Annotated in this window: 5 protein-coding genes, 2 tRNA genes, 3 rRNA genes and 2 pseudogenes; 10 read left to right on the top strand and 2 right to left on the bottom strand. The window is 53.0% G+C overall.

From position 1 onward, the window contains the following. The first annotated feature begins 16 nt into the window (after positions 1-16). From nfi to O1V66_RS15795, 4 genes and pseudogenes are all read left to right on the top strand, one after another. Positions 17-698 (top strand): annotated as a pseudogene (gene nfi / locus O1V66_RS15810) (deoxyribonuclease V). A gap of 69 nt (positions 699-767) precedes the next feature. Further along, positions 768-1358 carry a YjaG family protein gene (locus tag O1V66_RS15805; RefSeq protein ID WP_045049824.1) on the top strand — a complete coding sequence of 197 codons (591 nt, stop codon included), beginning with the start codon at positions 768-770 and terminating at the stop codon, positions 1356-1358. A 191-nt stretch (positions 1359-1549) separates the two neighbouring features. Continuing rightward, a complete protein-coding gene (gene hupA, locus O1V66_RS15800; protein ID WP_045049823.1) occupies positions 1550-1822 on the top strand; it encodes a nucleoid-associated protein HU-alpha in 273 nt (90 codons plus the stop codon). Positions 1823-1840: 18 nt separating this feature from the next. Beyond that, positions 1841-2530 (top strand): DUF1481 domain-containing protein, encoded by a 690-nt coding sequence (locus O1V66_RS15795; protein WP_414058486.1) that lies wholly within the window; start codon positions 1841-1843, stop codon positions 2528-2530. 71 nt (positions 2531-2601) lie between these two features. Here the strand turns inward: O1V66_RS15795 and purD are convergent, their stop codons facing one another. Together purD and purH are read right to left on the bottom strand one after the other, a co-directional pair. Then, entirely contained in the window at positions 2602-3891 is a 1290-nt protein-coding gene (purD, locus tag O1V66_RS15790; protein WP_045049822.1) for a phosphoribosylamine--glycine ligase, read from the bottom strand. 62 nt (positions 3892-3953) lie between these two features. After that, a pseudogene (purH, locus tag O1V66_RS15785) lies at positions 3954-5544 on the bottom strand (bifunctional phosphoribosylaminoimidazolecarboxamide formyltransferase/IMP cyclohydrolase). Positions 5545-6219: 675 nt separating this feature from the next. On the opposite strand from purH, the gene O1V66_RS15780 reads away from it, so the two are divergent. The 6 genes from O1V66_RS15780 to metA all read left to right on the top strand — a co-directional run bounded on the left by O1V66_RS15780 (position 6220) and on the right by metA (position 12776). Further along, positions 6220-7761, top strand: a 16S ribosomal RNA gene (locus tag O1V66_RS15780). Between the two features lie 72 nt (positions 7762-7833). Further along, positions 7834-7910, top strand: a tRNA-Ile gene (locus O1V66_RS15775). A gap of 133 nt (positions 7911-8043) precedes the next feature. Beyond that, a tRNA-Ala gene (locus tag O1V66_RS15770) sits at positions 8044-8119 on the top strand. A 213-nt stretch (positions 8120-8332) separates the two neighbouring features. Further along, a 23S ribosomal RNA gene (locus tag O1V66_RS15765) occupies positions 8333-11238 on the top strand. 115 nt (positions 11239-11353) lie between these two features. After that, positions 11354-11469: ribosomal RNA gene (gene rrf / locus O1V66_RS15760) — 5S ribosomal RNA — on the top strand. The 16S, 23S and 5S rRNA genes sit together here with 2 tRNA genes alongside, the layout of an rRNA operon. Positions 11470-11846: 377 nt before the next feature. Next, a complete protein-coding gene (gene metA, locus O1V66_RS15755) occupies positions 11847-12776 on the top strand; it encodes a homoserine O-acetyltransferase MetA (protein WP_045048243.1) in 930 nt (309 codons plus the stop codon). Positions 12777-12841: the final 65 nt, after the last annotated feature.

Below are 12841 nucleotides of genomic sequence, written 5' to 3'. Positions count from 1 at the left end.
AAAGACAGGAGTCAGCATGATTGATACCGGAGCAATGCGCGAAGAACCAGCGAGTCAAGGCCCAGCAACTGGTGCTCGAAGACCCCGTTTCCGGCATCAATCCGGTGTATATTGCTGGCGCCGATATCGGCTTTGAAGAGGGCGGCGATGTTACCCGCGCCGCCGTTGCCGTGCTGCATTATCCGTCGATGACGCTGGTGGAGCACAAGATTGCCCGTATCCCCACGCAAATCCCGTATATTCCCGGCTTTCTGTCCTTTCGCGAATGCCCGGCACTGACCGAAGTGTGGCAGCTGCTGGAGCATACGCCCGATTTGCTGCTGGTTGATGGGCAGGGCATCGCCCATCCACGGCGTCTTGGCGTAGCCAGCCATTTTGGTTTGACCATTGACGTGCCGACTATTGGTGTGGCGAAAAGCCGTCTGTGCGGCAAGTTTTTGCCCGTCGGCGATGAAGCGGGCGCCAGGCAGGCGCTGTGGGACCGCGACGAGCAGATTGGCTGGGTATGGCGCAGCAAGTTGCGCTGCAATCCGCTGTTTATCTCTCCCGGCAATAATATCGGCATGGAATCGGCCCTTTACTGGGTTGAACAATGCACCCGAGGATACCGCCTGCCCGAACCCACTCGCTGGGCTGACGCCGTCGCCTCCAATCGCACCGCTTTTCAGCGCTGGCAACGGCTGAGCGGCCTGCTTTAAGAATCCAGGCGTAGGAGGCTGTCATAATTTCAGGTAAACTCCCGCCCAGAAAAGTTAACGAGAAAAAACATGTTACGTAACCCGATTCATTTACGTCTGGAAAAGCTGGAAAGCTGGCAACATCTGACGTTTATGGCGAGCCTTTGCGAGCGTATGTATCCCAATTATCAGATGTTTTGCCTGCAATCCGGGTTCGGTGAACCCCAGATTTATCGCAAAATTCTGGATCTGGTGTGGGAAACGCTTGTAATAAAAGATGCAAAGGTTAACTTTGACTCCCAGCTCGAAAAGCTTGAGGAAGCGATTCCTTCGGCAGAAGACTACGATCTTTACGGCGTTTATCCGGCAATCGATGCCTGTATCGCTTTGGGTGAGCTGATTCACTCGCGTTTGAGCGGTGAAACACTGGCACATGCCATCGCTATCAGCGAAACATCAATCCGAACCGTTGCCATGCTGGAGATGACTCAGGCGGGCAGGGAAATGACCGATGAAGAGCTGAAAGTCATACCGGCTGTTGAAGAAGAATGGGACATCCAATGGGAGATTTTCCGCCTGTTGGCTGACTGTGAAGAACGTGACCTCGAATTGATAAAAGGGTTACGTTCTGACCTGCGTGAAGCCGCTGTGAGTAACATTGGGATAAATTTAACGCAATAAGGCACTAAAACGTGATTTAACGCCTTATTTGTCGTGTCTCAAGGCTTCACATCCGTACCCTGTCTGGTCTACATTTGGGGTGCGAAACAAAAAGTGGCTATCGGTGCGTGTATGCAGGAGGGTGCTGTCAATCGGCATATCCGTCGCACTCGATGCTTTGCAAACGATAAACACACTGTAAAGGATAACTTATGAACAAGACTCAACTGATTGATGTAATTGCTGACAAAGCTGATCTTTCTAAAGCACAGGCTAAACTTGCTCTTGAATCTACTCTGTCCGCTATTACCGAGTCTCTGAAAGAGGGTGAAGCTGTACAATTAGTTGGTTTCGGGACTTTTAAGGTCAATCAACGTAACGAGCGCACTGGTCGTAACCCGCAGACAGGCAAAGAAATCAAAATCGCTGCTGCTACCGTTCCAGCGTTCGTTTCAGGCAAAGCTTTGAAAGAAGCTGTTAAGTAATTGCTTGCAGTGAAAAGAATAAGCGAGGGGCCGGCGCGGTCCCTTTCGTTTATTACCCCCAGACTGGCGGCTGCGTTACTGGCCCTCAGTCTGGTCGGATGTAGTTCCAGTCAGAATCCCCCTCTTTTCAGCGCAAGCGGCTACGTCGCCGACCAAGGCATATATCGCCTGTGGCGTGAAGATGACGAACATCATCAACCCCAAACCCTGATCAACGTCTACAGCCCGTATTACGGCAAGGACACGGTGATCACCCGCTATGAATACGTCGACAACCATCTGCACCTGATCAAGGAAAGTCATGCCGCCACCAAAGAGCTGGGCGTGACATTAAGATTCGATCAGGAAGGCAACGTGAGCTTTATGCAGCGTCAGCTGATGGACTCGCGCGAAAAACTGTCCACGGATGAAATCGAGCGCTTCAAATATCAGGCCGACAAAGTCCTGAACCTCAGTAAAACGCTGCGTGCCGGAAATGTCCAGCTGGTGCAGGGCCGCTGGCGACAGGGCGTGATAACCACCTGTGCCGGTACGCCGGTGACCTTGAGCCTCAATGTGCGCTCTCAGGTCTGGCTGGCCAAACGCGCCGCCAAAGCGAATGACAAGCTAGGTCTTGCCTGGCTGACCGCGCCGGAAGGCAATGAACTGCTGCTGGTGGCGAACGAAGATTTCTGCCGCTGGGAACCCAAGGCCGGCGAGCTTAATTAATCAGCCTTTCTTATCGAATTCCGGCCATAAAAAAACCCGCACGCGGCGGGTTTTGAGAAGCGCAGGGGAAATTATTTACCCTGCTCGCGGGCAATCGCGCGATAGCCGATATCTTTACGACAGAAACTGCCTTCCCACGTAATGTCCTTCGCCAGTTCATACGCACGCTGCTGCGCGGCGGCAACGGTGTTACCCAGCGCCGTAACACAAAGCACACGTCCGCCGTTGGTCACGACCCGTTCATCCTGCAAACGCGTTCCGGCCTGGAAAACCTTGCCGTCCGGCACTTCTTCCAGCGGCAGCCCGTGGATAACCTCACCGTTGGCATAATCGCCCGGATAACCGCCCGCCGCCAGTACCACGCCCAGTGAAGGACGAGGATCCCACTCGGAGGTAACTTCGTTCAGACGGCCTTCAGCACCGGCAAGGCACAGCTCGACCAGATCGGAGCGCAGACGCAGCATGATAGGCTGCGTCTCCGGGTCGCCAAAGCGGCAGTTGAATTCGATAACTTTAGGCTGACCGTCGGCAGAAATCATCAGTCCGGCGTACAGGAAACCGGTGTAGACGTTGCCTTCGGCCGCCATGCCGCGCACGGTGGGCCAGATAACCTGATCCATGACGCGCTGGTGAATTTCATCGGTCACGACCGGTGCAGGAGAATAGGCCCCCATGCCGCCGGTGTTCGGGCCGGTATCGCCATCGCCTACGCGCTTGTGATCCTGGCTTGTGGCCATTGGCACCACGTTTTCGCCATCAACCATCACGATAAAGCTGGCTTCTTCGCCATCAAGAAACTCTTCGATAACAATGCGGTGGCCCGCGTCGCCAAAGGCGTTGCCTGCCAGCATGTCATGCACGGCGGCTTCGGCTTCTTCCATCGTCATGGCCACAATCACGCCTTTACCGGCAGCAAGACCGTCGGCCTTGATAACAATCGGCGCGCCTTTGGTACGCAGATAGGCAAGGGCAAGTTCAATGTCGGTGAAGTTCTGGTAGTCGGCGCTTGGAATGGCGTGACGCGCCAGGAAATCTTTAGTGAAGGCTTTGGACCCTTCAAGCTGTGCGGCAGCCTGCGTCGGGCCAAAGATTTTCAGACCGGCAGCACGGAAGGCATCGACCACGCCGATAACCAGCGGGGCTTCGGGACCGACAATGGTCAGGCCGATATCGTGGCTCTGGGCAAAGGCCAGCAGACCCGCAACGTCGGTCGCGGCGATGTTCACGTTTTCCAGCAGCGGCTCAAGCGCAGTACCGGCATTGCCGGGCGCGACGTAGATTTTGTCTGCCAGAGGAGACTGGGACGCTTTCCAGGACAGCGCGTGTTCACGTCCGCCGTTACCGATAATTAAAATATTCATTCGAAGACTCCGGATAAGCAGGCACCGGCGGTGCCTGCTGCAATAATTATGACCGCGATGGATTAATGACGGAAGTGACGCATGTCGGTGAACAGCATCGCAATTCCGTGTTCGTTGGCGGCTTCGATCACTTCGTTGTCACGCATTGAACCACCCGGCTGAATAACACAGGTGATGCCCACTGCGGCGGCGGCATCGATGCCATCGCGGAACGGGAAGAAGGCGTCGGAAGCCATAACGGAACCGGCCACTTCCAGACCTTCGTCGGCGGCTTTGATCCCGGCGATTTTCGCGGAGTAAACGCGGCTCATCTGGCCCGCGCCGATACCGATAGTCATTTTATCGCGTGCATAGACAATGGCGTTGGATTTAACGAACTTGGCCACTTTCCAGCAGAACAGCGCGTCGGTCAGCTCCTGTTCGGTCGGCTGACGGGTTGTCACAACGCGCAGGTCTGAAGCTTCGACCATACCCAGGTCGCGATCCTGAACCAGCAGGCCGCCGTTGACGCGCTTGAAGTCCAGCGCGGTCTGGCGATCCTGCCACTGGCCGCAGGTCAGAACGCGCACGTTTTGCTTGGTCGCGGTCAGCGCCAGCGCTTCTTCACTCACGGAAGGGGCGATGATCACTTCAACGAACTGACGGCTGATGATGGCTTTGGCCGTGGTCGCATCCAGTTCGCGGTTAAAGGCGATAATGCCGCCGAACCGCGGAAGTCGGGTCAGTCTTGTAGGCACGCTCGTAGGCTTCAAGAATGTTGCCACCTACCGCAACGCCGCACGGGTTGGCATGCTTGACGATAACGCAGGCCGGTTCGGCGAACTCTTTCACGCATTCCAGCGCGGCATCGGTGTCGGCAATGTTGTTATAGGAGAGTGCCTTGCCTTGCAGCTGCTGCGCGGTGGCAACAGAGGCTTCGGAAACATTCTCTTCTATATAGAAGGCAGCTTGCTGGTGGCTGTTTTCACCGTAGCGCATATCCTGCTTCTTGATGTAGCTCATGTTCAAGGTACGCGGGAACTGGCCGGAAGCCGATTCGGTGTCGCCGTGGTAGGCAGGCACCAGAGTACCAAAGTAGTTGGCAATCATGCCGTCGTAGGAAGCCGTGTGCTCGAAAGCCTTGATAGCCAGGTTGAAGCGGGTCGCCAGCAGAAGGGAACCGTCGTTGGCATCCATCTCTTCAATAATAGAGGAGTAGTCGCTGCTCTTGACTACAATCGCCACGTCATTGTGGTTCTTGGCCGCGGAGCGAACCATGGTTGGACCGCCGATATCGATATTCTCGACCGCATCTTCAAGCGAACAGTCAGGACGCGAAACGGTTGCCGCGAACGGATAGAGGTTGACGACAACCATATCGATGGGCGCGATGTCGTGCTGACCCATAATCTCGTCGTCCTTGCCGCGACGGCCGAGGATACCACCGTGCACTTTAGGGTGCAGTGTCTTGACGCGTCCATCCATCATTTCCGGGAAGCCGGTGTAGTCCGAGACCTCCGTCACTGGCAAACCTGCATCAGCAAGCAGGCGGGCGGTGCCACCGGTGGAAAGTAAATCCACTCCACGCTGAGAGAGGGCTTGTGCAAATTCTACGATACCGGCTTTGTCAGAAACACTGAGCAGCGCGCGGCGGATTGGACGACGTTGTGACATGGTGGTTTTATCCCTTGGCTTTGGAGTCGCAATAAGAGAGCGTTACGTGAATTCAATTCGCGTTCTTCTCTTCTATATAGACGTATATAAAGAAGAAAAACGCCGGATTGGATTCAGATAAGGTTCCGCAGGCGCTGTAGACGCCATTATTGCAGAGAGTGTCGGTATATTCAGACGCGCGATATTGTAGCGAAAACGATTGCGCGATGCGCGTCAAATTTGAGTTTCAATATGCATTGTGGATAACTTTGTGCACAAATCGGTATAAACCCCGCTTTTGCTGTGTATTGCAGCAAACGGTATTTTTTATTGAAATTAGGGGTTGCGGGCTTTTGAGAACTCCCTATAATGCCGCTCCAACGACAGGGAACAACGCAGCAGCAACGCGGTGTGAACGAGTCGGGAAGAATTAAAAATGATGGTGACCGCGAAAATAAACGGTTGACATCAAATGAGGAAAGCGTAATATACGCCACCTCGAGTTAGCAAGCGAAAGCGCGTAACTCACTGCTCTTTAACAATTTATCAGACAATCTGTGTGGGCACTCACAAGACGATATCCGCCACCTCGGTGGCAAAAAATATCAAGTCTTAGAGTGACCAAGCAGTAATTCATTATGAATGATGTGAAGTAACTTTGAGCATCGCTGAACTGGTTTCAGCAAATCGAACTTTTAATTGAAGAGTTTGATCATGGCTCAGATTGAACGCTGGCGGCAGGCCTAACACATGCAAGTCGAGCGGTAGCACGGGAGAGCTTGCTCTCTGGGTGACGAGCGGCGGACGGGTGAGTAATGTCTGGGAAACTGCCTGATGGAGGGGGATAACTACTGGAAACGGTAGCTAATACCGCATGATGTCGCAAGACCAAAGTGGGGGACCTTCGGGCCTCACGCCATCGGATGTGCCCAGATGGGATTAGCTAGTAGGTGGGGTAATGGCTCACCTAGGCGACGATCCCTAGCTGGTCTGAGAGGATGACCAGCCACACTGGAACTGAGACACGGTCCAGACTCCTACGGGAGGCAGCAGTGGGGAATATTGCACAATGGGCGCAAGCCTGATGCAGCCATGCCGCGTGTGTGAAGAAGGCCTTAGGGTTGTAAAGCACTTTCAGCGAGGAGGAAGGCGTTGTAGTTAATAGCTGCAGCGATTGACGTTACTCGCAGAAGAAGCACCGGCTAACTCCGTGCCAGCAGCCGCGGTAATACGGAGGGTGCAAGCGTTAATCGGAATTACTGGGCGTAAAGCGCACGCAGGCGGTTTGTTAAGTCAGATGTGAAATCCCCGAGCTTAACTTGGGAACTGCATTTGAAACTGGCAAGCTAGAGTCTTGTAGAGGGGGTAGAATTCCAGGTGTAGCGGTGAAATGCGTAGAGATCTGGAGGAATACCGGTGGCGAAGGCGGCCCCCTGGACAAAGACTGACGCTCAGGTGCGAAAGCGTGGGGAGCAAACAGGATTAGATACCCTGGTAGTCCACGCTGTAAACGATGTCGACTTGGAGGTTGTGCCCTTGAGGCGTGGCTTCCGGAGCTAACGCGTTAAGTCGACCGCCTGGGGAGTACGGCCGCAAGGTTAAAACTCAAATGAATTGACGGGGGCCCGCACAAGCGGTGGAGCATGTGGTTTAATTCGATGCAACGCGAAGAACCTTACCTACTCTTGACATCCAGAGAATTCGCTAGAGATAGCTTAGTGCCTTCGGGAACTCTGAGACAGGTGCTGCATGGCTGTCGTCAGCTCGTGTTGTGAAATGTTGGGTTAAGTCCCGCAACGAGCGCAACCCTTATCCTTTGTTGCCAGCGAGTAATGTCGGGAACTCAAAGGAGACTGCCGGTGATAAACCGGAGGAAGGTGGGGATGACGTCAAGTCATCATGGCCCTTACGAGTAGGGCTACACACGTGCTACAATGGCGCATACAAAGAGAAGCGAACTCGCGAGAGCAAGCGGACCTCATAAAGTGCGTCGTAGTCCGGATTGGAGTCTGCAACTCGACTCCATGAAGTCGGAATCGCTAGTAATCGTAGATCAGAATGCTACGGTGAATACGTTCCCGGGCCTTGTACACACCGCCCGTCACACCATGGGAGTGGGTTGCAAAAGAAGTAGGTAGCTTAACCTTCGGGAGGGCGCTTACCACTTTGTGATTCATGACTGGGGTGAAGTCGTAACAAGGTAACCGTAGGGGAACCTGCGGTTGGATCACCTCCTTACCTCAAGATACGCATTGTGCAGTGTCCACACAGATTGTCTGATGAAATAGTAACGAGCAGAAATACCTTTATAGGCTTGTAGCTCAGGTGGTTAGAGCGCACCCCTGATAAGGGTGAGGTCGGTGGTTCAAGTCCACTCAGGCCTACCAATCCTTTCCTACTCCGCGTTGTCGCCCCACATCGTTTGCACAGGCAAACGTCGTGAGACTCCGCCTTGATTAGAAAAGCATTGGCTGACTCATCTGAAGGATGAGTGATAAAGGTATCTGTTAGTGACTGTATGGGGCTATAGCTCAGCTGGGAGAGCGCCTGCCTTGCACGCAGGAGGTCAGCGGTTCGATCCCGCTTAGCTCCACCATATCCATACGGTTCACGTAATACTTCAGAGTATACTGGCAACAGTGTGCTGCGAAGTATTTTGCTCTTTAACAATCTGGAACAAGCTGAAAAATTGAAACGCTGCAGCTGAAATCTGCCCCCGTAGAAGTATTGGGCAGTGAGTAACCTGCAGCAGAGTCTCTCAAATAATCACGGCTTCGAACGCGTCTGCAAAGACACCTTCGGGTTGTGAGGTTAAGCGACTAAGCGTACACGGTGGATGCCTAGGCAGTCAGAGGCGATGAAGGGCGTGCTAATCTGCGAAAAGCGTCGGTAAGGTGATATGAACCGTTATACCCGACGATACCCGAATGGGGAAACCCAGTGTGATACGTCACACTATCGCATGGTGAATACATAGCCATGCGAGGCGAACCGGGGGAACTGAAACATCTAAGTACCCCGAGGAAAAGAAATCAACCGAGATTCCCCCAGTAGCGGCGAGCGAACGGGGAACAGCCCAGAACCTGAATCAGTTTGTGCGTTAGTGGAAGCGTCTGGAAGGTCGCAGGGTACAGGGTGATACTCCCGTACACAAAAACGCACAGGCTGTGAGTTCGATGAGTAGGGCGGGACACGTGACATCCTGTCTGAATATGGGGGGACCATCCTCCAAGGCTAAATACTCCTGACTGACCGATAGTGAACCAGTACCGTGAGGGAAAGGCGAAAAGAACCCCGGCGAGGGGAGTGAAATAGAACCTGAAACCGTGTACGTACAAGCAGTGGGAGCACCTTCGTGGTGTGACTGCGTACCTTTTGTATAATGGGTCAGCGACTTATATTTTGTAGCAAGGTTAACCGCATAGGGGAGCCGTAGGGAAACCGAGTCTTAACTGGGCGTCAAGTTGCAAGGTATAGACCCGAAACCCGGTGATCTAGCCATGGGCAGGTTGAAGGTTGGGTAACACTAACTGGAGGACCGAACCGACTAATGTTGAAAAATTAGCGGATGACTTGTGGCTGGGGGTGAAAGGCCAATCAAACCGGGAGATAGCTGGTTCTCCCCGAAAGCTATTTAGGTAGCGCCTCGTGAACTCATCTTCGGGGGTAGAGCACTGTTTCGACTAGGGGGCCATCCCGGCTTACCAACTCGATGCAAACTGCGAATACCGAAGAATGTTATCACGGGAGACACACGGCGGGTGCTAACGTCCGTCGTGAAGAGGGAAACAACCCAGACCGCCAGCTAAGGTCCCAAAGTCATGGTTAAGTGGGAAACGATGTGGGAAGGCATAGACAGCCAGGATGTTGGCTTAGAAGCAGCCATCATTTAAAGAAAGCGTAATAGCTCACTGGTCGAGTCGGCCTGCGCGGAAGATGTAACGGGGCTAAACCATGCACCGAAGCTGCGGCAGCGACGCTTAGGCGTTGTTGGGTAGGGGAGCGTTCTGTAAGCCGTCGAAGGTGGACTGTGAGGTCTGCTGGAGGTATCAGAAGTGCGAATGCTGACATAAGTAACGATAATGCGGGTGAAAAACCCGCACGCCGGAAGACCAAGGGTTCCTGTCCAACGTTAATCGGGGCAGGGTGAGTCGACCCCTAAGGCGAGGCCGAAAGGCGTAGTCGATGGGAAACAGGTTAATATTCCTGTACTCGGTGTTACTGCGAAGGGGGGACGGAGAGGGCTAGGCTGGCCGGGCGACGGTTGTCCCGGTTTAAGCGTGTAGGGGGTGTTCCTGGTAAATCCGGTTCACCTTTAACCCCGAGGCGTGATGACGAGTCACTACGGTGATGAAGCAGTTGATGCCGCACTTCCAGGAAAAGCCTCTAAGCATCAGGTAACATTGAATCGTACCCCAAACCGACACAGGTGGTCAGGTAGAGAATACTCAGGCGCTTGAGAGAACTCGGGTGAAGGAACTAGGCAAAATGGTGCCGTAACTTCGGGAGAAGGCACGCTGTCACCAGGTGGAGGAACTTGCTTCCCGAGCCGAAGACAGTCGAAGATACCAGCTGGCTGCAACTGTTTAATAAAAACACAGCACTGTGCAAACACGAAAGTGGACGTATACGGTGTGACGCCTGCCCGGTGCCGGAAGGTTAATTGATGGGGTTATCCGCAAGGAGAAGCTCTTGATCGAAGCCCCGGTAAACGGCGGCCGTAACTATAACGGTCCTAAGGTAGCGAAATTCCTTGTCGGGTAAGTTCCGACCTGCACGAATGGCGTAATGATGGCCAGGCTGTCTCCACCCGAGACTCAGTGAAATTGAACTCGCTGTGAAGATGCAGTGTACCCGCGGCAAGACGGAAAGACCCCGTGAACCTTTACTATAGCTTGACACTGAACATTGAGCCTTGATGTGTAGGATAGGTGGGAGGCTTTGAAGCGTGGACGCCAGTCTGCGTGGAGCCAACCTTGAAATACCACCCTTTAATGTTTGATGTTCTAACTCGGCCCCATAATCTGGGGTGAGGACAGTGTCTGGTGGGTAGTTTGACTGGGGCGGTCTCCTCCCAAAGAGTAACGGAGGAGCACGAAGGTTAGCTAATCACGGTCGGACATCGTGAGGTTAGTGCAATGGCATAAGCTAGCTTGACTGCGAGAGTGACGGCTCGAGCAGGTACGAAAGTAGGTCATAGTGATCCGGTGGTTCTGAATGGAAGGGCCATCGCTCAACGGATAAAAGGTACTCCGGGGATAACAGGCTGATACCGCCCAAGAGTTCATATCGACGGCGGTGTTTGGCACCTCGATGTCGGCTCATCACATCCTGGGGCTGAAGTAGGTCCCAAGGGTACGGCTGTTCGCCGTTTAAAGTGGTACGCGAGCTGGGTTTAGAACGTCGTGAGACAGTTCGGTCCCTATCTGCCGTGGGCGTTGGAAGATTGAGAGGGGCTGCTCCTAGTACGAGAGGACCGGAGTGGACGCATCACTGGTGTTCGGGTTGTCATGCCAATGGCATTGCCCGGTAGCTAAATGCGGAAAAGATAAGCGCTGAAAGCATCTAAGCGCGAAACTTGCCTCGAGATGAGTCTTCCCTGGGGCTATAAGCCCCCTGAAGGGACGTTTAAGACCAAGACGTTGATAGGCTGGGTGTGTAAGTGCAGCGATGCATTGAGCTAACCAGTACTAATGACCCGTGAGGCTTAACCTTACAACACCGAAGGTGTTTTGGAGAGACGCAGTTTTAACTATCAGCTTGTTCGAAGATTGGTTCCGATGGCTTACCCTGATTGATGGGGAAAGCGGTGGGAATAAAACAGAATTTGCCTGGCGGCAGTAGCGCGGTGGTCCCACCTGACCCCATGCCGAACTCAGAAGTGAAACGCCGTAGCGCCGATGGTAGTGTGGGGTCTCCCCATGCGAGAGTAGGGAACTGCCAGGCATCAAACAAACGGAAAAACCTCAGTCGAAAGACTGGGGTTTTTTTGTGTCTGCAAAGCATGAAAAACCCCCAGGGAAAGGCCCCCGTCTGTCGACGCGGGCCTTTTTATTTGCCTAATGCTTACCCAAATTCACATGTAGTTGATGAATATGTCGCTGTACGGGTGATTTTTCACACTAAAAACCCTCTCTACTTCCTCTTTCCTAATAGCTAAATTCACGTATTTCTGCTCGATAAATAACCCTTTGTTATGAAAATACTCTTAAAGCTGAATAATTTTCACCTAGCAGATGCAGGCTCGACATAGTCTCCAAAAACCGTTATCTTCGGGCATCTAGATGTCTAAACGTATAAGCGGATGCAGTGAGGAAGTTGTTATGCCGATTCGGGTTCCAGATGAGTTACCAGCCGTGAGTTTCCTGCGCAACGAGAATGTCTTTGTGATGACCTCGTCGCGTGCGAAAACTCAGGAAATTCGCCCCTTGAAAGTGCTGATACTCAATTTGATGCCGAAAAAGATTGAGACGGAGAACCAGTTTCTACGTCTGCTTTCCAATTCTCCGCTGCAGATTGATGTACAGCTGCTGCGGATCGACAGTCGTGAATCCAAGAATACGCCTGCCGAGCATTTGAATAACTTCTACTGTAATTTTGAAGATATTCAACATGATAATTATGATGGCCTGATTGTGACCGGTGCGCCATTGGGGCTGGTCGATTTCTGTGACGTCGCCTATTGGCCGCAGATAGAACGTATCGTTCACTGGGCAAAGGAGCACGTGACCTCAACCCTGTTCGTCTGTTGGGCGGTACAGGCCGCGTTGAACGTGCTTTATGGCACCCCCAAAATGACCCGCGAAACCAAGTTGTCAGGCGTTTACGGGCATCAAACATTGCAACCGCTGGCCTTGCTGACACGAGGTTTTGACGAGACGTTTCTGGCTCCTCATTCGCGTTATGCCGACTTCCCGATTGAGGAACTGCGCAAATATACCGATTTGGATATTCTGGCTGAATCAGAAGATGCGGGCGCTTATCTTTTTGCCACCAAGGACAAGCGCATGGCCTTTGTAACCGGGCATCCTGAATATGATGCCGGCACGCTGGCCGGAGAATATCTGCGCGACCTGGAAGCGGGTTTGTCGCCTGACATGCCGTACAACTATTTCCCTAAAGACAATCCCGAGTTGGCTCCCAAGGCAAGCTGGCGTAGTCACGGCCATTTGCTCTTTACCAACTGGTTGAATTATTACGTTTATCAGATAACACCGTTCGACCTTCGTCATATGAATCCTACGCTGGAATGAACTCTTTTCTGATTTAATGTTAGCGGCCATTAAGTTGGCCGTTAATGTTTCTTCAAGTTACACCC

The sequence above is a fragment of the Rouxiella chamberiensis genome (assembly GCF_026967475.1).
In the GTDB taxonomy this organism is placed as follows: Bacteria; Pseudomonadota; Gammaproteobacteria; order Enterobacterales; family Enterobacteriaceae; genus Rouxiella; species Rouxiella chamberiensis.
The sequence above is the reverse complement of the archived record's forward strand: the minus strand, read 5'-3'. Positions and strand labels throughout refer to the sequence as shown.

Bases quoted from the DNA above. Each gene is read 5' to 3' on its own strand.
- O1V66_RS15805 (WP_045049824.1), top strand. From the start codon at position 768: ATGTTACGTAACCCGATTCATTTACGTCTGGAAAAGCTGGAAAGCTGG.
- hupA (WP_045049823.1), top strand. From the start codon at position 1,550: ATGAACAAGACTCAACTGATTGATGTAATTGCTGACAAAGCTGATCTT.
- purD (WP_045049822.1), bottom strand. From the start codon at position 3,891: ATGAATATTTTAATTATCGGTAACGGCGGACGTGAACACGCGCTGTCC.
- metA (WP_045048243.1), top strand. From the start codon at position 11,847: ATGCCGATTCGGGTTCCAGATGAGTTACCAGCCGTGAGTTTCCTGCGC.